The sequence below is a fragment of the Glycomyces sp. NPDC021274 genome (assembly GCF_040641195.1).
Lineage (GTDB): Bacteria > Actinomycetota > Actinomycetes > Mycobacteriales > Micromonosporaceae > Glycomyces.
Genome location: NZ_JBFADC010000004.1, coordinates 178223 through 203593 on the forward strand (window position 1 = coordinate 178223; position 25371 = coordinate 203593).

General features: G+C 69.0%; 22 protein-coding genes. 9 read left to right on the top strand and 13 right to left on the bottom strand.

What is annotated here, in order from left to right:
* Positions 1–96 precede the first annotated feature (96 nt).
* Positions 97–948, bottom strand: coding sequence for a 16S rRNA (cytidine(1402)-2'-O)-methyltransferase (rsmI, locus tag AB0I03_RS11725; protein WP_360410444.1), 852 nt, complete (start codon positions 946–948; stop codon positions 97–99).
* Positions 949–1251: 303 nt separating this feature from the next.
* On the opposite strand from rsmI, the gene AB0I03_RS11730 reads away from it, so the two are divergent.
* A complete protein-coding gene (locus AB0I03_RS11730; RefSeq protein ID WP_360410447.1) occupies positions 1252–1911 on the top strand; it encodes a restriction endonuclease in 660 nt (219 codons plus the stop codon).
* Positions 1912–2087: 176 nt separating this feature from the next.
* On the opposite strand, the gene AB0I03_RS11735 is transcribed toward AB0I03_RS11730, so the two are convergent.
* The 3 genes from AB0I03_RS11735 to AB0I03_RS11745 form a co-directional block, all read right to left on the bottom strand.
* Entirely contained in the window at positions 2088–3566 is a 1479-nt protein-coding gene (locus AB0I03_RS11735) for a trypsin-like peptidase domain-containing protein (protein WP_360410450.1), read from the bottom strand.
* A gap of 161 nt (positions 3567–3727) precedes the next feature.
* Complete coding sequence (locus tag AB0I03_RS11740) at positions 3728–5230, bottom strand: HAMP domain-containing sensor histidine kinase (RefSeq protein WP_360410453.1); 1503 nt, start codon at positions 5228–5230, stop codon at positions 3728–3730.
* On the bottom strand, positions 5227–5946 hold the full coding sequence (locus AB0I03_RS11745) for a response regulator transcription factor (RefSeq protein ID WP_270118629.1): 720 nt from the start codon (positions 5944–5946) through the stop codon (positions 5227–5229). The genes AB0I03_RS11740 and AB0I03_RS11745 overlap by 4 nt, the downstream gene beginning before the upstream one ends.
* A 300-nt stretch (positions 5947–6246) precedes the next feature.
* Here AB0I03_RS11745 and AB0I03_RS11750 point away from each other — a divergent pair, with 300 nt between their 5' ends.
* The 5 genes from AB0I03_RS11750 to AB0I03_RS11770 all read left to right on the top strand — a co-directional run bounded on the left by AB0I03_RS11750 (position 6247) and on the right by AB0I03_RS11770 (position 14111).
* Positions 6247–6600 carry an STAS domain-containing protein gene (locus AB0I03_RS11750; protein WP_143015085.1) on the top strand — a complete coding sequence of 118 codons (354 nt, stop codon included), beginning with the start codon at positions 6247–6249 and terminating at the stop codon, positions 6598–6600.
* Between the two features lie 315 nt (positions 6601–6915).
* Positions 6916–10680 carry a multifunctional oxoglutarate decarboxylase/oxoglutarate dehydrogenase thiamine pyrophosphate-binding subunit/dihydrolipoyllysine-residue succinyltransferase subunit gene (locus AB0I03_RS11755; RefSeq protein WP_360410458.1) on the top strand — a complete coding sequence of 1255 codons (3765 nt, stop codon included), beginning with the start codon at positions 6916–6918 and terminating at the stop codon, positions 10678–10680.
* Positions 10681–10909: 229 nt separating this feature from the next.
* Positions 10910–12250 carry an extracellular solute-binding protein gene (locus AB0I03_RS11760; protein ID WP_360410461.1) on the top strand — a complete coding sequence of 447 codons (1341 nt, stop codon included), beginning with the start codon at positions 10910–10912 and terminating at the stop codon, positions 12248–12250.
* 21 nt (positions 12251–12271) lie between these two features.
* Positions 12272–13219 (top strand): sugar ABC transporter permease, encoded by a 948-nt coding sequence (locus tag AB0I03_RS11765; RefSeq protein ID WP_360410464.1) that lies wholly within the window; start codon positions 12272–12274, stop codon positions 13217–13219.
* Position 13220: 1 nt separating this feature from the next.
* Entirely contained in the window at positions 13221–14111 is an 891-nt protein-coding gene (locus AB0I03_RS11770) for a carbohydrate ABC transporter permease (protein ID WP_360410467.1), read from the top strand.
* A 160-nt stretch (positions 14112–14271) separates the two neighbouring features.
* Here the strand turns inward: AB0I03_RS11770 and AB0I03_RS11775 are convergent, their stop codons facing one another.
* Positions 14272–14766, bottom strand: coding sequence for a hypothetical protein (locus tag AB0I03_RS11775; protein ID WP_360410470.1), 495 nt, complete (start codon positions 14764–14766; stop codon positions 14272–14274).
* Between the two features lie 134 nt (positions 14767–14900).
* Entirely contained in the window at positions 14901–15863 is a 963-nt protein-coding gene (locus tag AB0I03_RS11780; RefSeq protein ID WP_360410473.1) for a zinc-binding dehydrogenase, read from the bottom strand.
* Between the two features lie 189 nt (positions 15864–16052).
* Here AB0I03_RS11780 and sodN point away from each other — a divergent pair, with 189 nt between their 5' ends.
* On the top strand, positions 16053–16463 hold the full coding sequence (sodN, locus tag AB0I03_RS11785) for a superoxide dismutase, Ni (protein WP_243901056.1): 411 nt from the start codon (positions 16053–16055) through the stop codon (positions 16461–16463).
* Positions 16464–16743: 280 nt separating this feature from the next.
* Positions 16744–17190, top strand: coding sequence for an anti-sigma regulatory factor (locus AB0I03_RS11790; protein WP_360410477.1), 447 nt, complete (start codon positions 16744–16746; stop codon positions 17188–17190).
* A 207-nt stretch (positions 17191–17397) separates the two neighbouring features.
* On the opposite strand, the gene AB0I03_RS11795 is transcribed toward AB0I03_RS11790, so the two are convergent.
* Both AB0I03_RS11795 and AB0I03_RS11800 read right to left on the bottom strand, forming a co-directional pair.
* Positions 17398–17661, bottom strand: coding sequence for a WhiB family transcriptional regulator (locus AB0I03_RS11795; RefSeq protein WP_205326283.1), 264 nt, complete (start codon positions 17659–17661; stop codon positions 17398–17400).
* Between the two features lie 845 nt (positions 17662–18506).
* On the bottom strand, positions 18507–19460 hold the full coding sequence (locus AB0I03_RS11800) for a diacylglycerol kinase family protein (protein WP_360410482.1): 954 nt from the start codon (positions 19458–19460) through the stop codon (positions 18507–18509).
* A gap of 32 nt (positions 19461–19492) precedes the next feature.
* Between AB0I03_RS11800 and AB0I03_RS11805 the strand changes: the two genes are divergently transcribed.
* Positions 19493–19942 carry a hypothetical protein gene (locus AB0I03_RS11805; RefSeq protein ID WP_360410485.1) on the top strand — a complete coding sequence of 150 codons (450 nt, stop codon included), beginning with the start codon at positions 19493–19495 and terminating at the stop codon, positions 19940–19942.
* 93 nt (positions 19943–20035) lie between these two features.
* Here the strand turns inward: AB0I03_RS11805 and AB0I03_RS11810 are convergent, their stop codons facing one another.
* The 5 genes from AB0I03_RS11810 to AB0I03_RS11830 form a co-directional block, all read right to left on the bottom strand.
* The gene (locus tag AB0I03_RS11810; RefSeq protein WP_360410487.1) at positions 20036–20812 is read right to left on the bottom strand and encodes a CbiX/SirB N-terminal domain-containing protein; all 777 of its coding nucleotides are present in this window, start codon (positions 20810–20812) and stop codon (positions 20036–20038) included.
* Entirely contained in the window at positions 20805–21515 is a 711-nt protein-coding gene (locus AB0I03_RS11815) for a phosphoadenylyl-sulfate reductase (protein ID WP_360410490.1), read from the bottom strand. Before AB0I03_RS11815 ends, AB0I03_RS11810 begins: the two co-directional genes overlap by 8 nt.
* A gap of 22 nt (positions 21516–21537) precedes the next feature.
* Positions 21538–21741: a hypothetical protein gene (locus AB0I03_RS11820; protein WP_360410493.1), complete on the bottom strand. Its 204-nt coding sequence runs from the start codon at positions 21739–21741 to the stop codon at positions 21538–21540.
* Entirely contained in the window at positions 21738–23414 is a 1677-nt protein-coding gene (locus AB0I03_RS11825) for a nitrite/sulfite reductase (RefSeq protein ID WP_360410496.1), read from the bottom strand. The genes AB0I03_RS11820 and AB0I03_RS11825 overlap by 4 nt, the downstream gene beginning before the upstream one ends.
* Positions 23415–23835: 421 nt before the next feature.
* Positions 23836–25314: a histidine kinase N-terminal domain-containing protein gene (locus AB0I03_RS11830; protein ID WP_360410499.1), complete on the bottom strand. Its 1479-nt coding sequence runs from the start codon at positions 25312–25314 to the stop codon at positions 23836–23838.
* Positions 25315–25371 lie beyond the last annotated feature (57 nt).

Sequence of the window (25371 nt, forward strand, 5' to 3'; positions counted from 1 at the left end):
CGGACCTCAGGAGTACTTTTGCGCCAGGGGTCCCTAAGGGGGTATATATCCGCTTATTAGCGGATATTTGATGATTCGGCCGCCAGATGATGCCGCTCAGTCCGCTTTCAGCACTGCGTCGTAGACGTCGCGCCGGCTGACGCCGTAGCGGACGGCGACTTCCTTCATGGCGAGTTTGCGGTCGGTGCCGATCGCTTCCAGGGCCGCCACGGCCGCGGCCATCGCCTCGGGGGTGGCCTCGCTCGCGTCCGGGCCGGTCCAGCCCGAGACCACCAGGGTGACCTCGCCGCGCGGCGGGTCGGCCTCCGCGCCTTCGGCGAGTTCGGCGAGGCCGCCGCGGCGGATCTCCTCGTGGGTCTTGGTGAGTTCGCGGCAGAGCGCCGCCGGGCGGTCGTCGCCGAAGGCCGCGGCCATCGCCCGCAAGGTGTCCTCGACGCGCCGCGGCGACTCGAAGAACACCATGGTGCGCTTCTCCTCGGCGAGCTCGCCGAACAGCCGCCGCCGCTCGCCGTCCTTGCGCGGCGCGAACCCCTCGAAGCAGAACCGGTCGCACGGCATCCCCGAGAGCGCCAGCGCGGTCGTCACCGCGCTCGCGCCCGGCGCGCAGGTGATCGCGATGCCGGCGTCGATCGCGGCCTTGACCAGCCGGAAGCCCGGGTCGGAGACCGAGGGCATGCCGCCGTCGGTGATGACGGCGACCCGCTTTCCGTCGTACAATTGTTCGATAAGGGTCGTCGTTCGGCCCGCCTCGTTCGCCTCGAAATACGACGTGATCGAGGCGGTGGGAACGACATCCAGTTCGCTGAGGAGCCGCCGAAGCCGCCGGGTATCCTCTGCGGCGATGACGTCGGCGCGGGCCAGCTCGGTCCGGAGCCGAGACGAGGCGTCCTCTGGATTTCCCAGGGGCGCACCGAGAAGCACCAAAACGCCCGTTGAAGATGTCGACATCCGGCCAGTATCCCCCACCGCCGAAGGCGGGGCACGGGCTCGGTGAGCGTGTCGCGACGGGCCGCACATGCAGGATGCCGCGCCAAGCTGTCGGGTACCGGACATTGGCCTTACGCGTGAGCGAACGGTAACGGATACTCATAGTCATGGCGAAGCTTGCGAGCCATACATTTGCACCGTCATGGCGACGCTTGCGAGCCATGAACAAGTACCACGACATCACAGGCGACATAGCGCCAGCCGCTCTGGGCGATGCTGGCGTGCCGTAGTTCAGCTGAGCCCTCTAACCCAGTGGAGGCCGCCATGTCCGTGATCCTCAGAGCCGGAGCGGGAATCGCCGTTCTCATCCTCGGTTATTTCGTTCTCGGATTCATAGCCGACCACTGGGCCTGGTTCGCGTCCATAGCGATCCTGTTGGGCGGCACCGCACTGGCGGGCTGGATCCTGTTCCGCAGCCGCGGGCACGAGCACCGCGACCGCGCGGTCGCCGCCGAGCGCAACACCATCATGCGCAGCGTCGACAAGATGAACATCCCGGCGTTCGACGCCATGGCGGGCCAGCTCCTGGTCGGCCTGGACGCCAAGCGCGTCAAGAAGTTCGGCCACCGCAAGAACGACCTCGGCTGCAACTTCGTCGTCACCTTCAACAACGGCCAGCGCATCATCGTGCGCGCCAAGAAGGACGACAAGACGATGCGGCGGCGCAACGGCAACCGCCACGTCCAGATCCTCGGCGGGGAGATCAAGGCCCGCTGGGACTGCGACGCGGGCGTCCTCATCACGAACGCGAACCTGCACTGGATGCACCACGCCGCGCGGAACGAGGCCGTCGCCGCGCAGCTGGGCGTCCTCATCGTCGACCGCGACCGCCTCGCGGAGTGGATCGACACCGGTGAGGCCCCGCCGCAGCTGCGTCCGGTCCGCGCCGCGCTCGAGTCCAGCGGGAGCTCCGCGGCGCAGTGAGTGCGGCGCAGGGTCGCGAGACCGCCCGGGTTTCGCGGGGGGAGTGTCGTGGCGCTGTGATCGCGACATGGCGCCGCGGCGCGAACAGACGCGTGCTCAGCGGCCCCTGAGCACGTCCACGGCCCCGAGCCAATGGCTCGGGGCCGCGTTCGTGCCAGCCGGCGTCGTTGTCCCCGTCAAGAGGCGTCGAGGGTGGCCGTGGTCTGGGCCTCCTGCTGGTCGCGCGTGTAGGTGATGGCGATCTCGGTGCCCGATGAGGTGCCCTGGACGGCGGCGACCACTTCGGACGCGGTGGTGACGGGGGTCCCGTCGATCGCGGTGATCACGTCGCCCTCCTGGAGCCCGGCCTGCGCGGCCGGGGAGTCGGGTTCGACGCTGAGGACCATGGCGCCGTTGCCGTCGGTGTTGGCGACCGAGACGCCGAGGTAGCCCTGCTCGACTGAGCCGTTCTGGATGAGCTGCTCGACGGTGTCCTTCACGGTGTTGGACGGGATCGAGAATCCGAGGCCGATGGAGCCGGAGTCGGTGGTGGCGATGGCGGTGTTGATGCCGATGAGTTCGCCGTCGCCGTTGACGAGTGCGCCGCCGGAGTTGCCGGAGTTGATGGCCGCGTCGGTCTGGATGAGGCCGCTCAGGGTCGAGCTGGACTGCTGGCCCATGCCGCCGCCCTGCTCGCCGGCGACGGTCATGGACCGGTCGAGGGCCGAGACGATGCCGGTGGTGACGGTGCCTTCGAGGCCGAGCGGCGAGCCGATGGCGACGGCGACGTCGCCGACCTGCACGGCGCTGGAGTCGGCGAAGGCGACCGGTGTCAGGTCGTCCACGCCGTCCACTTGGATGACGGCGAGGTCCTGGGTGGCGTCGGTGGCGACGATGGTCGCGTCGGCGGTGGTGCCGTCGGAGAAGCGGACCTCCACGGACTGGGCGCCGTCGACCACGTGGTTGTTGGTGACGATGTAGCCGTCCTTGGAGTAGACGACGCCCGAGCCTTCGGCGGCGTCGGTCACGATGGTGACGACCGAGGGGCTGACCTTGTTCACGATCTCCGTGTAGGTCATGCCCTGCCCGGCGTCCATCGAGACGGACTGGACGGTGGTGGTGGCGCCGTCGCCGCTGCCGATGACCCATCCGGCGATGCCGCCGGCGCCGCCCGCGATGAGGGCGAGGACGAGTGCCCCGGCCACGAGCCTGCCGCGGCCGCGGGGCCGCGGCGGCGGGCCGACCGGCGCGCCGGGGTGCTGGTACATCGGAGGGACGGGTCCGCCGGGCTGCCAGGCGGGGGCGGACATGTGCGGGGCCCCGGCGGGTGCCGGAGCGGGAGTCCCTTGCAGGACTTGGGTGTGCGCAGTGTGTGCGGACGTGGTGTGTTCGGTCGGGTGCGGCGCGGCACCGACCGCGTCGCCCGGATGCGGCGCTGCGGCGGCCGGCTGCGGTGCGGCGTGCGGATGCCCCGGTGCGGCGTTCGGGGCCGGCGCGCCGAAGAGGGCGGTGTCGCCTGCGGCGGGCGCGGTGCTCGGCGGCAGGCTCGCGGCCTGGTCGGCGGCCGGGGCGGCGGGTTCGGCCGCCGGCTCGGATGCGGTGTCGGGGGTGCGAGGCCCGTCGGGGCCCTGCGGTGCGGTCCCCTCGGGGCCCTTCGTGCTCTCAGTGCTGCTCATGTAAGGCAGCATGCCGGGCCCAGCTCGCGGCCCGCTGCGAAAACGCCTTAAAAGCCTTTAATGCTCCGTGTCCCGTTCAGGTGCGGGCGGCCAGGTCAGCGGGGTCGGGGCCGCTTCGGCGGGCGGGCGGGGCATCGACATGCATTAAAGCTTTCCAAGCTTCACTCGTCGGCTGCCTGGGGTTCGGCGGCGAGGACCACGGTGAATGCCGTGCCCTCGCCGGGCTCGGAGTCGACCTGGACGGTCCCGCCGTGGGCCTTCACGATCGCGGCCACGATGGCGAGTCCGAGGCCCGAGCCGGGGTGGGTGACCGAGTCGGAACGGAAGAACCGCTCGAAGACCCGTTCGGCGGTCTCTGGGGTCATGCCGGGGCCGTCGTCGGCGACGGTGAGGCGCACCGCGTCGTCCTCGGCGGCCACTTCGACGCTGATGTTCGTGCCGGCCGGGGTGTGGCGGACCGCGTTCGAGAGGAGGTTGTCGAGCACCTGCCGCATCCGGGCCCGGTCGGCGGCGACCACAGTGGAGCTGCCGGGGAGGCAGCTGAAGCGGAACTCGTGGCCCTCGGCCATCACGGCGTGCGCCGCCACGGCCTCGTGGCCGAGCACGGCCAGGTCCACCGGCTCGGTCTCGACCGGCCGCTCCTGCCCGAGCCGGGCCAGGTGCAGCAGGTCGCCCACGAGCAGGCCCATGCGCTTGGCGGCCTCCTCGATCTGCCCGACGTACTGCTGCCGGTCGGCCTCGGGCATCTGCGGGTTGGTGCGCACCAGCTCCGCGTACCCGCGCACGCTGGTCAGGGGCGTGCGCAGCTCGTGCGAGGCGTCCGCGATGAACTCGCGCATCCGCTCCTCGGAGTCGTGCGCGCGCTGCTCGGACCATTCGCGGGCGCGGATCGCACCCTCCACTTTGGTCAGCATCGAGTTGATGGCGCGCCCGACCCGGCCGACCTCGGTGCTCGGGTCGTGGTCGGGCACGCGGCGCGAGTAGTTCCCGGCGGCGATCATCGCCGCCGTGTTCTCGATCTGCCGCAGCGGCGAGAGGCTCGCCCGCACCAGGCCGACGCCGATCGCGGCCAGCCCGGCGAGCACGCCCGCGCCGATGAGCAGGTCGACCCACACCAGCCCGGCCACGGTCTTGTCGAAGTGCGAGAGCTTGTAGGAGAGCACGTAGTACGAGTCGGCGTCGAGGTTGTGCTCCTCGGGCTCGTAGTCGTCGTACTTGCTGCCCACTTGGGAGCCCGGCAGGCCCAGCACCCGCCAGCGCGTCGCGCCGTCGGCGCTCAGGGCCGTGAACGCCTCGCCGTTCGCGGCCTGGAGCTGCTCGTAGTCGAAGACGGGGTAGTCGGCGCGGTCGTCGGGCCGGTCGTAGCGGTTCCCGGTCGGGGTGACCAGGCTGAAGACGTACTGCTGGGGGCGCAGGCCCGGCGCTTCATCGGAGTCCTCGTCGTATTCGGGGTCGAACGTGTCGGGGCTCCAGCTGGTGAGCTGGGTCTTGAGCTCGTCGTCGACCGTGCCGAGGAAGTAGGAGTGCAGCGCGAGGATCGTGGAGACGCTGATGAGGATGAGGGAGCCCGCCACGAGGACGAGCACGGCCGCGGTGAGCCGGACCCTCAGCGGCGTCCGGTCCCACTTGTCGCGGACGCCCTCGAGTACGCGAGGTGCGCTCAACGATGCTGCTCCCGCAGGACGTAGCCGATGCCCCGGAGGGTCTGGATGAGTTTGGGCTCGCCGGTGTCGATCTTGCGGCGCAGGTAGGAGACGTAGGACTCGACGATGCCGTCGTCGCCGCGGAAGTCGTAGCGCCACACGTGGTCGAGGATCTGGGCTTTGGAGAGCACGCGCCCGGCGTTGATCATGAAGTAGCGCAGGAGTTTGAACTCGGTGGGCGAGAGCTGCACGGCCTTGCCCGAGCGCCACACCTCGTGGGTCTCCTCGTCGAGTTCGAGGTCGGCGTACTGGAGGCGGGAGGGGCGGGGCAGTTCGCCGGAGGAGCGGCGCAGCACGGCGCGGATGCGGGCGACGACCTCTTCGAGCGCGAAGGGCTTGGTGATGTAATCGTCGCCGCCGACCGAGAGGCCGGTGACGGTGTCGGCGGTGTCGTCGCGGGCGGTGAGGAAGAGCACGGGGGTGTGGTCGGAGCCCGAGCGCATGCGGCGCACGACCTCGAAGCCGTCGAAGTCGGGGAGGTTGACGTCGAGGACGACCAGGTCGGGGCGGTGCCGGGCGATGGAGCGGAGGGCTTCGTCACCGGTGCCGACGCCGTGGACGGCGAACCCGGCGTACCGGAGTGAGGTGGAGAGCAGCTCGCAGATGTTCTCGTCGTCCTCGACGACGAGCAGGGTGGCCTCGGTCTCGGCGTTCGGCTGGCTAGTCGAAAGCGGCATGGGCCTCTCACAGGGTCGGCGGGTCAGCGGTCCGCAGGTCACGGGTGGTTGTGAAGCATACGCCCGGTCCCGAGGCGTGCCAAGCGGTCCGCGCGCGGTCACACCGGTGGCGGTGGCACCGCGCACCGGCGTGAAACACGTTCGAGTGACCTTTATCAGAAGTGTGTGCGGCTATGCGGAAAACTGGCGCGCGCGAGCTGTTCTCCGTCGTACCGGTCGGATAGACTTTGTGTCGCAGCCGAGGCTGGGCCGCTCGAACGACGCCCACGCGCTCGAAACCCTACCGAATCAGGTGAGTTCATGACGCTGTCAATCGAGACTGCCACGACCGACGCGGGGGTCGTCACCGTCGAGCTGGCCGGCGAAGTCGACTACGCGACCGCCCCCCAGATCCGCGAGACGATCACCAACGCCCTCGAGGCCGGCGGCGCGACCGCCATCCGGGTCGACGTCGCCAAGGTGACGGTCCTCGACTCCACCGGCATCGGCACCATCGTGGTGGCGTACCGCATCGCCCGCGAGATGGGCGTGGCGCTGGCGGTCGTCAACCCCAACCGCTTCATCACCCGCCTGTTCACCGTCGTCGGCGCCGAGGAGCTTCTCGAGGAGCCGACCGAGACGTTCTCGAGCAAGGAGCGCAGCGCGGCCGGTTAGGTCCGCCCGCGTCGTCGCGAGTCTTCGATCGCGCCCCGGCCGAGCCGGGGCGCGATCGCGCGTTTCGGGTGGTGTCCGGGGCGGCGCGGAGGCCGAATCGGCGCACTTCGGGGGCTTCGCGGTTGTGCGAAACGCCGTTGTGGCGAACGAGACTTGCACGCGTTTCCCCCTGCTGCGCAGCACATTCACTGCGGCCCGAGTGACCGGCCCCGCAACGGCGTTACCGGTACTACACTTTTTCCTCCCCCCGGTTACCCTTGAGTCCGGGGACTGCCGTCCCCGTCCACGCAGCGTCAAAGAAGAGGCGATTCAGTCGTGTCGAGTGCGACTCCGGGTAATCCGTTGACCGATTTCGGTGCCAATGAATGGCTGGTCAACGAGATGTACGAGCGTTACCGCGAAAACCCCGAAAGTGTCAGCGCCGGCTGGCGCGAGTTCTTCGGCGGCGATCCGTCGGACGCGTCGTCCAACGATGCAGGCGCGGGCAGGGCCGAGGCCGCAGCGCCGCCGGCCGCCGCTCCGGCGAAGCCCGCTCCGGCCCCGGTCGCAGCGGTGCAGCCCGAGCCGAAGCCTGAGTCGAAGGCGGCGCCGGTCGAGACCGTCACCGACACGCCCGCGAGCGAACCTCCCGCTGCGGTCCCCGAGCCGCAGGCCGACCAGGCCGAACCCGTGAAGAAGGCGACCCCGACTGTGAACGACTCCGTCTCCGGCTCCGCGAGCTCCGCCGGCACCAAGCCGCTCAAAGGCGTCGCGGCCAAGGTCGCCCAGAACATGGACGCGTCCCTGGAGATCCCCACCGCCACCTCGGTGCGCGCGGTCCCCGCGAAGCTCCTGTTCGACAACCGGATCGTCATCAACAACCACCTCAAGCGCGGCCAGGGCGGGAAGGTCTCCTTCACCCACCTGATCGGCTACGCGCTGGTGCAGGCCGTGAAGGCCCACCCGGGCATGAACGCCTCGTACAAGGTCGTGGACGGCAAGCCGCAGCTGGTCACGCCCTCATCCATCAACCTCGGCCTCGCCATCGACCTGGCCCGGCCCGACGGCACCCGCACCCTCGTCGTGCCGTCGATCAAGCACACCGAGTCGATGGACTTCCGCGAGTTCTGGCAGGCCTACGAGGACCTGGTCCGCAAGGCCCGCAACGGCAAGCTCACGATGGAGGACCACGCCGGGGCGACGCTCACGCTCACCAACCCCGGCGGGATCGGCACCGTCCACTCCGTGCCGCGCCTGATGAAGGGCCAGGGCCTCATCGTCGGCGTCGGCGCCATGGAGGTGCCCGCCGAGTTCGCCGGGGCCTCCGACGAGACCCTCTCCGACCTGGGCGTCTCCCGCATCATGACGGTGACGTCGACGTACGACCACCGGATCATCCAGGGCGCCGAGTCGGGCCAGTTCCTGGCCACGCTGCACAAGCTGCTGCTCGGCGACGGCTTCTTCGACGAGGTCTTCCGCTCGCTGCTCATCCCCTACGAGCCGGTGCGCTGGGTCCGCGACGTGTCGAAGACCCACGAGGGCCAGATCGACAAGAACGCCCGGGTCATCGAGCTCATCCACGCCTACCGGGTGCGCGGCCACCTCATGGCCGACACGAACCCGCTGCACTACGAGATCCGCCGCCACCCCGACCTGGACATCCTGTCGCACGGCCTCACCCTGTGGGACCTCGACCGGACCTTCCCCGTCGGCGGGTTCGCGGGCCAGCAGCGCATGAAGCTGCGCGACATCCTCGGCGTGCTCCGCGACTCCTACTGCCGCCGCGTCGGCGTGGAGTACATGCACATCCAGGACCCCGAGGAGCGGTCGTGGATCCAGCGGCGCATCGAGGTCCCGTTCGAGAAGCCGAAGGTCGAGGAGCAGAAGCACATCCTCGGGCGCCTCAACGCCGCCGAGGCGTTCGAGACGTTCCTGCAGACGAAGTTCGTGGGCCAGAAGCGCTTCAGCCTCGAAGGCGGCGAGTCGCTCATCCCGCTGCTCGACCGGGTCCTCAACGAGGCCGCCACGGCCGACATCGACGAGGTCGTCATCGGCATGCCGCACCGCGGCCGCCTGAACGTGCTCGCCAACATCGTCGGCAAGAAGCTCTCCAAGATCTTCACCGAGTTCGAGGGGCACATCGACCCCAAGAGCATCGGCGGCTCCGGCGACGTCAAGTACCACCTCGGCCTCACCGGCAAGTTCACGTCCCCGGACGGGCGCAACACGACGGTCGTTTCCGTCGCGGCCAACCCGTCGCACCTGGAGGCCGTGAACCCGGTGCTGGAGGGCATCGTCCGCGCCAAGCAGGACCGCCTCAACCTGGGCGAGGACGGCTTCACCGTCATGCCCGTGGCGATCCACGGCGACGCGGCCTTCGCCGGCCAGGGCGTCGTGGCCGAGACCCTGAACCTCTCGCAGCTGCGCGGCTACCGCACCGGCGGCACCGTGCACGTGGTCGTCAACAACCAGGTCGGCTTCACCACCGCTCCGGCCCACTCGCGCTCCAGCCTGTACTGCACCGACGTCGCCCGCATGATCCAGGCGCCGATCTTCCACGTCAACGGGGACGACCCCGAGGCCGTGTGCGAGGTCGCGAAGCTCGCCTTCGCGTACCGGCAGCAGTTCAACAAGGACGTCGTCATCGACATGGTCTGCTACCGCCGCCGCGGCCACAACGAGGGCGACGACCCGAAGATGACCAACCCGCAGATGTACCAGGTCATCGACGGCAAGCAGTCCGTGCGCAAGCTCTACACCCGCGCGCTCATCGGCCGCGGCGACATCACCATGGAGGACGCCGAGGAGGCCCTCGCGGACTACCAGGCCCAGCTCGAACGGGTCTTCCGCGAGACCAAGGAGGCCCTGGCCGGGCAGACCGGCCCGCTGCCCTGGCGCCACCAGCCCGAGCCGGTCGCGGACATCGACACGTCCGTCGACGCCGAGACCATCGCCATGATCGGCAAGGCCCACACCACCCTCCCCGAGGGCTTCGGCCCGCACAAGGCCGTCCGCAAGGTCCTCGAGAAGCGCAGCGAGATGTCCACTTCGGGCACCGTCGACTGGGCGTACGCCGAGACCCTCGCGTTCGGCTCGCTCCTCATGCAGGGCAAGCCGATCCGCCTCGCCGGCCAGGACTCGCGCCGCGGCACGTTCGTGCAGCGCCACGCCGTCGTCGTCGACCAGGCCACCGGCGCCGAGTACACGCCGCTGGCGCACCTGGGCGAGCAGGCCGCGAAGTTCTTCGTCTACGACTCCCTGCTCTCCGAGTTCGCCGCGGTCGGCTTCGAGTACGGCTACTCGGTCGAGAACCCCGAGATGCTGGTCCTGTGGGAGGCCCAGTTCGGCGACTTCGTCGACGGCGCCCAGACCATCACGGACGAGTTCATCTCCTCCGGCGAGGCCAAGTGGGGCCAGCACACCGGCCTCACCCTGCTCCTCCCCCACGGCCACGAGGGCGCCGGCCCCGACCACACCTCGGGCCGCATCGAGCGGTTCCTGCAGCTGTGCGCGGACGAGAACATGCGCGTGGTCAACTCCACGAGCCCGGCGAACTACTTCCACCTGCTGCGCCGCCAGGCCCTCGACCCGGTCAAGAAGCCGCTCATCGTCTTCACGCCCAAGTCGCTGCTGCGCCACAAGGCCGCGGTCAGCCAGCTCGAGGAGTTCACCACCGGCCGCTTCCAGCCGGTCCTACACGACACCGCCGTGGCGAGCGGCCAGATCCGCGCCGAGGACGTCAAGCGGGTCCTCCTGTGCTCCGGCAAGGTCTACTACGACCTGGCCGCCGCCCGCGAGAACCGCGGCGTCACCGACACCGCGATCCTGCGCGTCGAGCAGCTCTACCCGCTGCCGGCCGAGGAGCTGAAGAGCGCCCTCGAGGCGTTCCCGAACGCGACCGACACCGCGTGGGTCCAGGAGGAGCCGGCGAACCAGGGCGCCTGGTCGCACATCGCGCTCAACCTGCTCGAGCAGCTCGGCGGGGTCCACCTGCGCCGCATCTCGCGCCCGGCCGCCGCCGCGCCGTCCACCGGCTCGCCGAAGGTCCACGAGGTCGAGCAGCAGGCGCTGGTCGACGTGGCGGTCCCGCAGCCGCAATAGCACCGCAAAGCGTCAGACGATGCAGGGGAGGCCGAAAGGCCTCCCCTTTGTCGTACCACCCGTAACTTTACCGGTAACGTTTCGGCCGCAAGGTACTTTACGCAGGTTGCGATTTCGTTTTCTTCCGATGTCCGCCCTTGACCAGGCACATGAGAACGATAACAATGGCTCCACGGCCCACCCCTCGACCGGCCTCCCCGACAAAGAATCACATTGGAGTGATGCATTGATGCCGAATCATCCCTCGCCCCCTGGCGCCGGCTTCCGCCCAGCGCTTTCCAGACGGGCACTCCTCACCGGCACGGCGGCGGCCGCCGGGCTCGGCCTGGCCGGCTGCGGCTCGGTCACCGGAGGCCTGAGCGACCGGACCCGCGTCAAGCAGTGGAACCTGCTCGCCGGCGCCGACGGCGCCATCATGACCGAGATGCACGGCAACTTCTCGGACGAGCACCCGGACATCGAACTGGAGGCCACCACCTTCGGCTGGGGCACCCCGTTCTACACCCGCCTCGTCATGGGCGCCTCCAGCGGCAACGCCGCCGACATCGCCACCATCCACCTCTCCCGGCTCAAGAGCGTCTCGCCCGCCACGCTCCTCGACGCCATCACGATCGACGAGCTCACCGCGGTCGGCATCGACGCGGCGGACTTCCCCGAGACGATCTGGGAGAAGTGCTTCTACGAGGACAGGCTCTACGCGCTGCCGCTCGACACGCACGCCCTCGTCAACTATTACAACGTTGAGATGTGCCGGCAGATCGGCGCCCTGAACCCCGACGGCACCCTCGTCGACACCACTGGCCGCGAGGCCTACTTCGACGTGCTCCGCGAGGCGAAGGCGGTCACCGGCCAGTTCGGCACCTCGCTCGACACGTTCGGCGGCTGGCGCCAGTTCTGGGCCTGGTACCGCCAGGCCGACGGCGAGATGACCTTCGGCGACGACGACTTCGAGATGGACGACGACAAGGCGCTCCAGGCCATCGAGACCATGTACCTCATGGCCGAGGAAGGCCTCTGCCCGACCTTCTCCGACGGCGCCCAGTGCGCCGCCAACTTCGAGAACGGCGCCGCCGCCTTCGTCCAGGTCGGCAACTGGGAGATCAACCGCTTCAAGCTCTTCGGCGGCGACAACCCCGACTGGTTCTCCATGACCGAGATGCCGGACTTCTTCGGCAACCGCCGCACCCAGGGCGACTGCCACTCGTTCGTACTGCCCCACCACAACGAATGGGACCCCGCGGTCCGCCAGGCGACCATCGAATACGCCGCCTACATGCTCAAGAACAGCTTCCGCTGGGGCGAGGGCGGCGGGCACACCCCGTCCTACCTGCCCGTCACCGAGAGCGCCGAATACCAGGCGCTGCAGCCGAACGCGGAGTACTCCGGCGTCGTCCAGAACGTCCAGTTCGACCCGGACGTGTGGTTCTCCGGCTCCGCCGCCCGCCTGTTCGACGAGACCGGCTCCGTGTTCAACCAGGTCTACGCGCTGGCGATGAAGCCCGAAGAGGCGCTCGACGTCGTCAAAGACCGGATCCACACCCTCCTCGCCCTTCCCAATCCGGTCGACTGAATCGTTCTATTAGGACTCCCGATGACTGTGAAAACCGCGACGCCCGCAGAGGCGTCGGCCGCGATGACGCGGCCCCCGAGCGCCACCGCGCGCAAGAAGAAGTCATGGACCGGACTCTGGTTCGTGCTGCCCTTCATCGCCTTCTACGCCCTGTTCCTGATCTGGCCGACCTTCCTCGGCCTCTACTACTCCTTCACCGACAAGAGCCTCACCGGCCGCCCCGCCTCGTGGGTCGGCTTCGACAACTGGGCCGAGGCCTTCGGCGACGAGCGCGCCTGGAACGCCCTGGTCAACACCGCCGAGTTCACCCTGTACTCGACGCCGCCGCTGGTCGTCCTCGCGATCGTCTTCGCGCTGCTGGTCAACCGGGCGCGCAAGCTCGGCTGGTTCCTGCGCATGGCCTTCTTCGCGCCGTTCGTGGTCCCCGTCTCCGTGGTCACCATGATCTGGATGTGGATCTACCAGCCCGAAGGCGGCCTGCTCAACCACTACCTGCAGATGCTGGGCCTCCAGGACGCCTCGGCGCCGCAGGTCTGGTACCAGGGCGAGAACGGCATGGCCATGTGGTCGGTCGTCATCACCACCGTGTGGTGGACCGTCGGCTTCAACTTCCTGCTGTACCTGGCCGCGCTCCAGACGATCGACCCGAGCGTCTACGAGGCCTCGAGCATCGACGGCGCGAGCTGGTGGCGCCAGCTGTGGCACATCACCCTGCCGCTGCTCAACCGCACCACGGCGATGGTGATCGTGCTGCAGCTCATCGCCTCCCTGCGCATCTTCGACCAGATGTACATCATGACCGGCGGCGGCCCCAACCGCGAGTCCGAGGTCGCGATCCACTACATCTACATCGCCGGCTTCGAGGGCTACCGCATCGGCTACGCCTCCGCACTGTCCTATGTGCTCTTCATCCTCATCCTGATCATCTCCATCTTCCAGTTCCGGCTGTTCTCCCGGAAGGAGTCCTGACATGACCGCAGCGCAGGCGACTTCCGTCGCGGCCACCCCCACCGAGCCCCGCACCGTGCGGCGCCGGTTCAGGCGCCCCTCCGTCGGCGCCGTCATCGTGTACGTCGCGGCGACGCTGCTGGCGATCTTCTGGCTGCTCCCGCTCCTGTGGGCGCTCTCGACCTCGTTCAAGACCGAGACCGAGGCGAGCCTCGGCCAGGACATCCACTGGTGGCCCGAGACCTGGTCCATCGAGGGCTACAGGGTCCTGTTCGAGCGCGGCGACCACTTCACCTGGATGATCAACTCCACGATCGTCTCGGTGATCGTCACCGTGCTGACGCTGGTCCTGTGCGTCACGGCCGCCTACGGGTTCTCGCGGTTCGAGTTCCCCGGCAAGAACTTCCTGTTCGGCGCGATCATCGCCGGCCTCATGGTGCCCGGCCAGGCGCTCATCATCCCGCTGTTCGACCTGGTCAACGCCCTGCACATGGGCGGCACCTACTGGGGTCTGGCGCTCCCGCAGGTCGTCGCCCCGGTCATGGTGTTCATCCTCAAGCGGTTCTTCGACGCCATCCCGAAGGACTACGAGGAGGCCGCGAAGCTCGACGGCGCCGGGCACTTCCGGGTGCTGTGGAACGTCATCCTCCCGATGTCGGGCCCGATCATCGCGGCCGTCGCGATCTTCACCTTCATCGGCTCCTGGAACAACTACCTGTGGCCCCTGCTGGTGGCCAGCGACCCGTCGATGATGACCCTGCCGGTGGGCCTGCAGGTCGTCGCGGGCGGTTACGGCCTGTTCTACGCCCAGAACATGGCCGCCGCGGTCCTCGGCGCCGCGCCGCTGCTCATCGTCTTCCTGATCTTCCAGAAGCGGATCGTCGAAGGCGTCGCGGGCGTCGGCCTGAAGTAGGCGCCCAGCACGCAGCGAGCGGGGTCCGGCTTTCGCCGGACCCCGCTTCGCGCTCCCCCAGTGCCGTCCATCCGCCTCCTGCTCTGCGCCTCGGCGCTGCCTCCTGAAAGCGCCTCCTCGGAGCGCTGCCTCCTCGCCCTGCCCCTGCGAGGCCCTGCCCTTAGAAGATGCCGTCGCTGATGAGGCAGGAGGCCGGCGTGTAGCCGACCGTGTCGCCGTGGCGCACGTGGATCCAGGCCGTCTCGAACTGGAGGCCGTTGCAGCCCAAGGACTTCTCGCCCTCGGTGGATGCGCAGGCCCCTTCGACCTCGGTGTCGTTGTACAGGCGCGCCAGGCGGCGCGAGCTCCAGCTGGTCTCGGTGAAGATCGAGACCCCGAACGTGGCGTCCACGCGGTACGTGCAGAGGAAGAGCTGCTCGTCGGCCCAGCCCGCCGAGAGGATCGCCCGCTGCGCGCTGATCGGATGCGCCTCGGTCCCCGAGACCTCCACGCCCCCGGTCTCGGCCGCGGCGCTCTCCCCGTGCCTGGCCAGCGCGATGGCGACGACCATGATGGCGGTCGCGATCGCCACTCTGATCAGGAGCTTCTTCGTGACGGTCCACGTGCTCCCGGCGGCGGACTTGACCCCGCCCTTGACCCGACCCATTACTGACATGGCCGCTCTCCCCCTTGTGCAACCGCGGACCTCTGTCGGCGGTGACATCCATTACAGGGTGAACGCAGGCGGGGCCGGCCGTGGTGCGAACGCGTCAGAAAGCGGCTCCAGTGTCGTACTTACGACGCTGGGTTTCACTCGTTGACGAGCACGACCTTGCCGAAGGCCTCGCCTGAGGCGAGGCGGCGCAGCGCCTGCTCGGCGTCGGCGAGCGGGAAGGTGGAGTCGATGACGGGCTTGACGTCCCGTTCGGCGCAGAAGCGGATGACCTCGACCAGTTCGTCCCGGGTGCCCATGGTCGAGCCGAGGATCTCGAGCTGCTTGAAGAAGACGTGCCGCAAGTCGACCTCGGCGACCGGCCCGCCGGTCGCGCCGCAGTTGACGAGGCGCCCGCCGGGCTTGAGGGACTTGATCGAATGGGACATGACCGGGGCGCCCACGGAGTCGATGACGAGGTCCATGCGCTCGGGCAGGCGGTCTCCGGCCTCGACCGGGATCGCGCCGATCGCGGCGGCCTGCTCGCGGCGCCCGGGGTCGCGGCCGGTGGCGTAGACGCGGGCGCCGAGGGCCTTGGCGAGCACGATCGCGGCCGTGGCGACGCCGCCGCCGGTGCCCTGCACGAGGACCGCGCCGTCGGCGGGGAGGCGCCCGCGGGTGGTGAGCATCCGCCAGGCGGTGAGGAAGGTGGTCGGGAGGCACGCGGCCTCGGCGGCGGTCCATCCGGGCGGTGCGGGCACGAGGTTGCGTTCCGGCGCGGCCACGTGCTCGGCGAGGGTGCCGGGGTGCAGTTCGGAGAGCAGGGTTCGCTTGGGGTCCAGGGTCTCGTCGGCGAGCGAGGCGTCGCCGATGACCGGGTAGACCACGGTGAGGTGCCCGTTGTCGTTGCGTCCCACCGCGTCTGTGCCGAGGATCATCGGGCACTGTTCGGCGCGGAGGCCGACGCCGGCGAGCGACCAGAGGTCGTGGTGGTTGAGCGAGGCCGCGGCGAGGGGGATGCGCGTCCAGTCCTCGGGAACGTCCGGCGGCTCGATCTCACCCACCGAGAGGGCGGCGAAGGGGTCGTCGGGGTTCACTGCACTGGCGTAGGCGGCGAGCATCTGGATTGACCTCCATCTTTGCGGCGCTTGCGGTGCCGGCGTTCATGACAACGGCGTTTGCACTGTCCAGCATGGTGTTCCGTGCGGGACCGCGCTGGGTCTCTAACTGTAGGGGCCGGGCCGAAATCGCCCTCCGGAGAGGTAGGGTCGGCGGTGGAATCACGCCCACTGAAAAGAAGCGGAGGGGCAATGTTCAAGCCTCTGTTCAAGCGGCTCATGCCGCAGATCTCGGCTTCGGCTCACTGCGATCTGCCGTGCGGGGTCTACGACCCGGCGCAGGCCCGCATTGAAGCGGAGTCGGTCAAGGCCATCTGCGAGAAGTACCAGGCCAACGAGGACCCTGAGTTCCGCACGCGCGCCCTGATCATCAAGGAACAGCGTTCGAACCTGGTCAAGGAGCACCTGTGGGTGCTGTGGACGGACTACTTCAAGCCGCCGCACTTCGAGAAGTACCCGCAGCTGCACACGCTCGTGAACGAGGCGACGAAGCTCGCCGGCGCTTCGGGCGCCAAGGGCTCCGCCGACCCGAAGGTCGCCGAGGAGCTGCTCGCGAAGATCGACGAGATCGCCAAGATCTTCTGGGAGACCAAGCAGGCTTAGCGCCCGCTGCATCCGTGAGGAGCGCCCGCCACCGCGGCCAGCGGTGCGGGCGCTTCGCCGTAGGACGGCGGGCTCACGGAGCGGTCGGCGCTTCGCGGTACGGCGGACGGGCCCGCGAACGGCGGCGGGCGGGACGGATGCGTCGCCGCGGTGCGGCGGCCGGCTCACGGAAGTGGGTTTTCAGCCGGGGTGTTCCGCGTTGCGGAGCCGACCCGATTATCCTTTGCAGCGTGAGGGCGGAAGTCCTTCGTCCCCTCAGTCACAGGAAGCGGCGATGCCGGTGAGCGATGAGCGCGAGGACGTGCTGCTGCTCGACGTGCCCTCGACGGGCGACTACCTGTCGGTCCTGCCGACCGCGACCGCGGCGGTGGCGACCAGGCTCGGGTTCTCGCTCGACGAGATCGAGGACCTCCGGGCGGCGGTCAACGCCGCGGTGGCGCTCCTGATCCCCGCCGAGCCCGGGCGTCCGCGCCCGTTCCGGCGGAAGACGAACGACCAGCCCCTCCACTGCCGCCTCGCAGTGGGCGAGGAGACCCTCCAGATCGCCCTGAGCCGCCCGAAGGGCGAGCCCCTACCTGATGCGGGCTCATACCAGTGGCAGGTCCTCAGAGCCCTCACTGACGAGGTCGACGCCCACGTGGAGGGCGCGACCACCACCATCACGATCTCCCAGCGCCGCCCGGCCACCGAGGCCGACGCCGACACCCAGCGCCACCAGATCTACTAGCGAACGCGGTTCACTCGATCGGGCCCGGCATCCGGCACCCGAAAGTGTCGTACCCCTCGGATACGTTGGTTTGACAGGGGGCCCTTCGGATCGAGGGATCCTCACGTCCGTGCAAGCTTGAAGGCCCGACGGAACCCGCCGGGCCTTCCAAGCTTCTGTTGTCACAAATTCGAGGGATGGACTAAATCAAGGGATTGCGCGGCGGTGCTAGCCGACGACCTGGGTCGCCAGCGTGCGCAGCGCACCCGAGCGACGCTTCAGCTCGCGGCGCTCGATCTCGCTCATGCCACCCCAGACGCCCGCGTCCTGACCGGACTCGAGCGCCCACCGCAGGCACTCCTCGGTCACCGGGCAGCGCCGGCAGACGTTCTTCGCCTGCTCGATCTGCGTCAGTGCCGGTCCGGTGTCCCCGATCGGGAAGAACAGCTCGGGGTCCTCGTCACGGCAGATGGCCTCGTGGCGCCAATCCATCAAAACATCTCCTTGCTAAGCATCAAGCGTTTCGCTTTCACGGTGTTATGAACAGCTCTTGCGGTTCGGGCGTTCCGCGGGCCGTTGCGGCCGCGGTGGCGTTCAAGACGCGCTTCGCATGCGTGCCGCGCCGCGTCCGTCACGGAAACTGGTGTGACGGTCGCACCTTCGCGGGCGACACAGTGAGCACTCGGCACGGAACTCGTTTCCCGGCAAAGGGAATCGTTGTCACCGCGAGTTCGGAGCACTCTCGCATCAGCGTCATTGCTGAACGCCAGGGCATCGGGGAGCACACCCGCCTACGGCGTCGGTCGCCCAAGTGGCGACTGATGAGTCCGCATCTCTCTGACCCGACCTACCTTGTGAATACTTTCACAAGCTCGGGATTTGTCAAGGGTTCGACTCGGGAAATCAGCCTGAAGTGAGTGAACTCACCGCGCTGTACCTCGAAGAAGACTCGCGGAACACGTTCCACCTTACCGCCGGAATCCCTACCGCGGATCCTCATGGCGGCCTCCGCCACACTCTCCCGAACAGACTTAGCTCACTTATGGCTCGCGAGCTTCGCCAAAACTGTCGGGGTCGGTGACAGCGAGTCGAACCGGTTTGACACACTGGTACTCAACGTTGGCTTGCTTACCACGCTCGGAAGTTCGCCAGGGTCTGACAAAGTGTGACTTGCAAGCTTCGCCAAAGCGTGAGTACCCACCGAATGCCCGGTCTATACGCACCGAAAATACGATATTCGGTTGTAAGTCTCGTGCCGTCCCGGTAGGGATGGCGAAATCAACCTTGCCTGCTCACGGGTGACTTGTCAACACCCACCTTGAGGTTTTCCCAAGTTGTTAGCAGGCCACCCGCAGCGCCTCCGGAACCGAGCTGAGTTCCACTTCGGTTCGCTCTCCGAGATAGTCCCCGTCGAGCTGGAAGGCCTGCGGCAGCGCAGCGCGCAGTCGGATCCTGGAGAGATCGTGGTGCGTCACCGCGTGTTTGCCGTCGGGCCCGTCCCGACCGACCAGCAGTGAAGCGGCGGTCATCGCGGCGTCCGACAGGCCAAGTTTACGCAGAACCAGGACATCAAGTCCAGCATTAAAGGATGCCCGCGCGTTGAGATTCACCGGAAGGGTACCGAGATAGGTCCACGGTGCGCAGTTCTGCACCACGACCATCCCTTCCGAGAGGTCCTGCTCACCCGAGGAGAGCTCCACCTCAATGGTATCCCCTTCCACCCCGTGCTCGTTCAGCTCGGCCATCACCGCGCGCGCGTAGTGCGCGCCGAGGTTGCGCTTCTTGCGGTACGACTCCACCTTCTTGATGATCGACGCGTCCCAGCCGAGCCCCGCGCAGAACGTGAAGAGCCGGTCGACGTCGTCGCCGGTCGCCCGCCCCAGACTCACCGTGCGCACCCGCCGCTCCTCGAGCGCCGACACGATCGCCAGCGAAGCCCGGCGGCGGTCCCAAGGCAGCCCGAGGGCCCGCGCGAAGACGTTCGTGGAACCGGCCGGGATCGGCGCGAAGATCGGGGCCTCCCCGGCCGGCCGGCCGCCGGAGACCAGGCCGTTGACGACCTCGTTCACCGTGCCGTCGCCGCCGAGACTGAGGACCACGTCGTAACCCTTGTCCGCCCCCCGCTTCGCGAGGATCTCGGCGTGGTCGCGCCTGCGCGTCACCTCGACCTCGAGATCGAGCACTTCGTCGAGCTTCTTCCGCACCCAGCGCGTGCGTCGGCGCGAGCCGGTGGAGGCCTTCGGGTTCACGATGAGCAGACCACGCTGTGGCGCTGCTTTCAGGTCGCGCATAGGCGCAGCGTAGCCCGGGATACGGTTGGCGTGTGAACGAAACCGATGCCGACATGGGCGCGGTCACCGAAACCCCCGACTCCGGTGACCGTCCTTGGACCTTGACCGCTGCGGCGATCCTGTTCTGGCTCCTCGCAACGGGACTCGCCGCCGCAGGAGTGTGGGGCCTGGTACAGATCGTGACGGGGCAGGTGGACACGGTCAGCGGCGCCGTCGGTGTCGCGCTGATCGCGTTCCTCGGAGCGCTCTACTACTGGTTCCTCGGACGCCGGCTGCTGCGGATGGACGACGTCATCGCGCAGGCGGTCTTCCAAGGGCTCCTTTGGCTCCCGGTCGGGTACTACCTCCGAGAAGGGGCCCACCCGGTCATCGGGATCGCGGCCTGGGGGCTGGCGGCGGCGATCGTCGGACTGGTCCTCAGCGGGCCGACCCGGCGCGCGGTCGGATTCGGCGAGCAGCGGCCCCTCGGCGGAGCCGAGTAGGACAGCACAGTACGGAGCCGAAGAGGCGTTGGCAGCCGCCTTGAAACCCAGATCTCCTGGACCACAACCAGGTGGTCTACCAGCTGAGGCGCTTCAGGCCGCGGCGGCGTGCTTCGCGATGAGGTCGAGCAGTTCCGGTGCGGTGCCGAGCGGTTCGCCGACGTGCACGGCGCCGGCGTCGCGGGCCGACTCGATCGCCTTGTCGCACAGCAACCCCGGCGCGATGAAGTAGCAGACCGCCGCGATGCGTTGCGCCCCTTGGGCTTGCAGCGATGCGACCGTGGCGCCCGCCGTCGGTCCCGGACCTGAGGCGAATCCCGGTCCGGCCGGGACGCCGAGCAGGCGTCCGGCTTCGGCGGCGACCGCCGCGACATGCGCCCGGCCCTCGTCGACGCGGGTCCCCGCCGCACACACCACCAGGCCGTCGATGTCCTCCGGCAGGCCGCGGACCAGCGCGTGCGCGAGGGACGGGTCCCCTACCGGGCGGCCCACGTGCACCGTGAACCCTGGCCGGTCCTCCTGCGCGCGCTTCGCGACCTCGGGAAGGTCGGTGCGCGAGTGGTAGGCGTCGGTCAGCAGCAGCGGCAGCGCCACCGCCGCCGCGAAGCCCTTGTCCGCCAGGCTGTGGAGCACTTCGACCGGGCGCGGTTCGTTGAACTCCAGGAACCCGACGTGCGCCCCGGCCGCCAGCGCGATCGCGCGGACCGCTTCCGGAGACCGCGGGTCCGGGCTGCCGTGGGCGACCAGGACGACCGGCCGATGCGGTGCCTGGGAAGCGGCTTCGGGCGCGTCGGCCGGCGGTGCCGAGGGTGAGACGCCGGAACCCGACGCGGCGGGCGCGTCGGGTTCCAGAGCGGGACTCTCAGACATGCAGTCCGCATTCGGTCTTGTCGAACGCGGCCCAGCGGCCGGCGCGCGGGTCCTCGCCCGGCGCGGTGCGCCGGGTGCAGGGCCAGCAGCCGATGGAGCGGAAGCCGTCCTTGAGCAGCGGGTTGACCGGGATGTTGTAGCGCTCGATGTACGCCTCCTGGTCGGCCTCGGTCCACTTCGCGATCGGGGAGACCTTGACCTTGCGGCGGGAGAGGTCGAAGTCGACGACGCGCGTGTTGGCGCGGGTCGGGCCCTCGTCCCGGCGCAGGCCGGTGGCCCAGCCGTCGTAGTCGGCGAGGGCCCGGTTGAGCGGGAGCACCTTGCGCAGCGAGCAGCATTCGTCGGGAGAGCGGGCGAAGAGCCGGGGACCGAACTCGGCGTCCTGCTCGAGCACCGACTGCTCGGGCTGGATCGAGCGGACGTTCACGTTCATCGTGGAGGCCACGAAGTCGCGGACGGCCAGGGTCTCGGGGAAGTGCAGGCCGGTGTCGAGGAAGACGACGTCGATGCCGGGGGCGACCTCGCTGGCGAGGTGGACCACGGCGGCGTCGGCCATCGAGGAGGTCACACAGAAGCGCTCGCCGAACTCGCCGACCGCCCACTCGAGGATCTGGTGGGCCGTGGCGTCTTCGAGGCGCTTCCCCGCGTCCGTTGCGAGGTCACGGAGTTCGAAGGGGTCTCTCTCTTTCCCTGTGCTGCTCATGCTTCACTCCGATCGGGGTGTCTTACTCGGGCTGGACGCCCGTGGGCGGGGCCGCGAATTTCGTCGCGGACTCCATCCCGTGGTATTTGACGGCGAACACGCGCGTGCAGTCCGCGCAGTGCCAGCCGCCCCGAATCTCGACGTCGCTGTCGGGCTCCGGTTCGTACGGCGTGAGGTCTTCTTCGCCGCAGTAGGGGCAGTAGTAGGGAACGACTCGGGCGGTCACTGCAATTCCGATTCCTCGGTGCGGTGGACCCACTGGGCGAACGTCTCGCCTTCCGACCTGGCGGTGAGGTAGCGCCGGGTGAGGCGTTCCACATAGTCGCCGAGGTCTGCCGAGGCGACCTTGAGGCCGCGGGACTTGCGTCCGAGGCTCGCCGCGGAGGCGTGGCCGCCGCCCAGGTGCACCTGGAAGCCTTCGACCTGCTCGCCGGCCTCGTCGGTGACGAGCTGTCCCTTGAGGCCGATGTCCGCGGTCTGGGTGCGGGCGCAGGCGTTGGGGCAGCCGTTGACGTGGATGGAGATCGGCACGTCGAGTTCGGGGACGCGCTTCTCGAGCTCCTCGACGAGGTCGCGGGCGCGGTCCTTGGTGTCGACGATGGCGAGCTTGCAGAACTGGATGCCGGTGCAGGCCATGGTGGCTCGGCGCCAGTTGGACGGCTCGGCCTCGAGTCCGATGGCGCGCAGGTCCACGACCGCGTCGCGCACCTTGTCCTCGGGGATGTCGAGGAGCAGGAGCTTCTGGAGCGGGGTGGCGCGCACGCGGTCGGAGCCGTACTTCTCGGCGATGTCCGCGAGCTGGTCGAGGATGGTGCCGGAGACGCGGCCGACGACCGGCGCGACGCCGATGTAGTACTTGCCGTCGTTCTGCTTGTGGACGCCGATGTGATCGAGGAGCTTCTCCGGCACGGGCGGCTGCTCGAGATCGGGCAGCTTGCGGCCGAGGTACGCGTCGGACTCGAGGACCTCGCGGAACTTCTCGGCGCCCCAGTCCTTGACGAGGAACTTCAAGCGCGCGCGGGTGCGCAGGCGGCGGTAGCCCCAGTCGCGGAAGATGCGGACCACGTTGACCCACACCTCGACGATGTCGTCCTGGGAGACCCAGACGCCCAGGCGCGGGGCGAACATCGGGTTGGTGGAGAGGCCGCCGCCGACGTAGAGGTCGAAGCCGGGGCCGAGCTCGGGGTGGTGGGCGCCGATGAGCGAGATGTCGTTGGTCTCGTACGGGCTGTCGGGCAGCCAGCCGATGGTCGACTTGAACTTGCGCGGCAGGTTCGAGAGGCTCTTGTCGCCGATGAAGCGGTCGTAGATCTCCTGGATCTGCGGGGTGGCGTCGATGACCTCTTCGGTGGAGACGCCGGCGACCGGGGAGCCGAGGATGACGCGCGGGCAGTCGCCGCAGGCCTCCTGGGTGTCGAGGCCGACGGCCTCGAGGCGGCGCCAGATCTCGGGGACGTCCTCGACGCGGATCCAGTGGTACTGGACGTTCTCGCGGTCGGTGACGTCGGCCGTGTCGCGCCCGAACTCCTTGGAGATCCCCGCGATGGTCCGCAGCTGCGCCAAGTTGAGTTGGCCGCCGTCCATGCGCACGCGCATCATGAAGTACTTGTCGTCCAGCTCCTCCTCTTCGAGGATGCCGGTCTTGCCGCCGGCGATGCCGGGCTTGCGCTGGGTGTACAGGCCCCACCAGCGGAACCGTCCGCGCAGGTCGGCGGGGTCGATGGAGTCGAAGCCGCGGTGAGCGTAGACGCCCTCGATGCGCTGGCGCACGTTGAGCGGGTTGTCGTCCTTCTTGGACTGCTCGTTCTTGTTGAGCGGCTCCCGGTGGCCCATGGCCCATTGGCCTTGGCCCTTCGGGCGGGACGGTTTGCGCGTTGGCGTTGGCACAGTTCTCCTCATGCGGACACAGGTGTGGCGTGGTTCAACGGCAGAATGCCGGAAGGATTTAGCGGCGCATCAGACAGGCGGCGCTGAACACACGGCAGAAGTCGACGTGGCGGCGTGCCACCAGTCGGAGCCCATGTGCGCGAGACATGCCTGCAAGCATGCCACACATCTCAGCGGACGGCACCTGTCGTCCCGCTGCTTGGACGGGCCGTCACACGCGGGAGCCGGGCCGGTCATCCGACCGGCCCGGCTCACTTCCGGCGCCTACTGAAGTGCGGAGCGCTTCGGCTTCGTCACTGCAGAGCGCTGTGCTTCTTGCTTCGCCCGTTCCGTTCCTTCGTCACTGCAGGGCGCTGTGCTTCTTGCTTCGCTCTTCCGTTCCTTCGTCACTGCAGGGCGCTGTGCTTCATGCTTCGCCCGTTCCGTTCCTTCGTCACTGCAGAGCGAAGTCGACAACGGCCTCGGTGCCGCCTTCGGCGCGCGGGCGCATGTCGATCGTGCCGCGGAGCTCGCCGGTGACGAGGGTGTGCACGATCTGGAGCCCCAGGCGGGTGGAGCCGGCGATGCGGAACCCCTCGGGGAGGCCTTTGCCGTGATCGGAGACGGTGACGCGGAAGTGGTCGCGGTCGCGGGCGACGGAGAGGACGACCTCGCCTTCCTGTCCGGGCGGGTAGGCGTGCTCGACGGCGTTCTGGAGCAGCTCGTTGACGACCATCACCAGCGGCGTCGCGTACTCGCTCGGCAGCACCCCGAAGGTGCCCTCGCGGCGGAGCGTCACCTTCGACTCGGCGACCGAGACCTCGACGGCCATGGAGGCGACGCGGTCGACGATCTGGTCGAAGCCGACCGACTCGTCGCCCGACTGCGACAGGGTCTCGTGGACCAGCGCGATCGACGAGACGCGGCGCACCGACTCTTCGAGCGACTGGCGGGCCTGCGGGGAGCCGACGCGGCGGGCCTGGAGGCGCAGCAGTGCGGCGACGGTCTGGAGGTTGTTCTTGACGCGGTGGTGGATCTCGCGGATCGTGGCGTCCTTGGTGACCAGCTCGCGGTCGAGGCGGCGGACCTCGGTGATGTCGCGGACGAGCACGAGCGCGCCGGCGGCCTTGCCGCCCGGGCGCAGCGGCAGCGCGCGCATGAGCACCGTCGCGCCCTTGGACTCGATCTCCTTGCGGCGCGGGGTGCCTCCGGCGAGCGCGTCGGCGATGCGGCGGGCCGCATCGGCGCCGATGTCGGCGTTCGACGGCAGGCTGCGGGTCAGCTCGGCGAGGTCGCGGTCGCGGAGGTGCCCGGTGACGCCCATGCGGCGGTAGGCGGAGAGCGCGTTCGGGGAGGCGTAGCGGACGAGGCCGTCCGAGCCGATGCGGACCAGGCCGTCGCCGATGCGCGGCGCGGTGGTCGGCTCGCCGGGCAGCAGCGGCGGCGGGAAGCCGCCGTCGGTGAGCATCTGCACCAGGTAGTCGGCGGTCTTGAGGTAGTTCAGCTCCAGGTGGGAGGGGCTGCGGGTGTCCGAGAGGTTGGTGTCGCGGGCGGCCACGGCGATGACCTCGCGGCGGTCGCGGCGGCGCACCGGGATGGCCTCGTGGCGGGCGGCGACGTCGCCGCGCCAGACCGGGTCGCCCTCGCGGAAGATGCGGCCCTCGGTGAAGGCGACGTTGAGGTGCTGGGCGTCCTCGCCTTCGAGGATGCGGCCGACCTGGTCCTCCTCGTAGGCGGTCGGGCCGGTGGTGGGCCGGACCTGCGCGAGGCAGACGTACCGGCCCGGGTGGTCCTTGACCGCGCCCCAGAGCAGGAAGTCGGCGAAGGAGAGGTCGGCGAGGAGCTGCCATTCGGCCACGAGCCGCTGCAGGTGCGCCGCGGAGTTCGAGGTCAGGTCGGTGTGCGCGCTGATGACGTCGCGGAGAGTGGACACCCGACCAATACTAGCGGCGGCCCGGGCTCCGGACCTCGTCCTCGAACGCGCACCGGC

Excerpts from the sequence above, each read along its gene's own strand:
- rsmI (WP_360410444.1), bottom strand. The coding sequence starts at position 948 with ATGTCGACATCTTCAACGGGCGTTTTGGTGCTTCTCGGTGCGCCCCTG.
- AB0I03_RS11730 (WP_360410447.1), top strand. The coding sequence starts at position 1,252 with ATGTCCGTGATCCTCAGAGCCGGAGCGGGAATCGCCGTTCTCATCCTC.
- AB0I03_RS11735 (WP_360410450.1), bottom strand. The coding sequence starts at position 3,566 with ATGAGCAGCACTGAGAGCACGAAGGGCCCCGAGGGGACCGCACCGCAG.
- AB0I03_RS11745 (WP_270118629.1), bottom strand. The coding sequence starts at position 5,946 with ATGCCGCTTTCGACTAGCCAGCCGAACGCCGAGACCGAGGCCACCCTG.
- AB0I03_RS11750 (WP_143015085.1), top strand. The coding sequence starts at position 6,247 with ATGACGCTGTCAATCGAGACTGCCACGACCGACGCGGGGGTCGTCACC.
- AB0I03_RS11760 (WP_360410461.1), top strand. The coding sequence starts at position 10,910 with ATGCCGAATCATCCCTCGCCCCCTGGCGCCGGCTTCCGCCCAGCGCTT.
- AB0I03_RS11765 (WP_360410464.1), top strand. The coding sequence starts at position 12,272 with ATGACTGTGAAAACCGCGACGCCCGCAGAGGCGTCGGCCGCGATGACG.
- AB0I03_RS11770 (WP_360410467.1), top strand. The coding sequence starts at position 13,221 with ATGACCGCAGCGCAGGCGACTTCCGTCGCGGCCACCCCCACCGAGCCC.
- AB0I03_RS11775 (WP_360410470.1), bottom strand. The coding sequence starts at position 14,766 with ATGTCAGTAATGGGTCGGGTCAAGGGCGGGGTCAAGTCCGCCGCCGGG.
- AB0I03_RS11780 (WP_360410473.1), bottom strand. The coding sequence starts at position 15,863 with ATGCTCGCCGCCTACGCCAGTGCAGTGAACCCCGACGACCCCTTCGCC.
- sodN (WP_243901056.1), top strand. The coding sequence starts at position 16,053 with ATGTTCAAGCCTCTGTTCAAGCGGCTCATGCCGCAGATCTCGGCTTCG.
- AB0I03_RS11795 (WP_205326283.1), bottom strand. The coding sequence starts at position 17,661 with ATGGATTGGCGCCACGAGGCCATCTGCCGTGACGAGGACCCCGAGCTG.
- AB0I03_RS11800 (WP_360410482.1), bottom strand. The coding sequence starts at position 19,460 with ATGCGCGACCTGAAAGCAGCGCCACAGCGTGGTCTGCTCATCGTGAAC.
- AB0I03_RS11810 (WP_360410487.1), bottom strand. The coding sequence starts at position 20,812 with ATGTCTGAGAGTCCCGCTCTGGAACCCGACGCGCCCGCCGCGTCGGGT.
- AB0I03_RS11815 (WP_360410490.1), bottom strand. The coding sequence starts at position 21,515 with ATGAGCAGCACAGGGAAAGAGAGAGACCCCTTCGAACTCCGTGACCTC.
- AB0I03_RS11825 (WP_360410496.1), bottom strand. The coding sequence starts at position 23,414 with ATGAGGAGAACTGTGCCAACGCCAACGCGCAAACCGTCCCGCCCGAAG.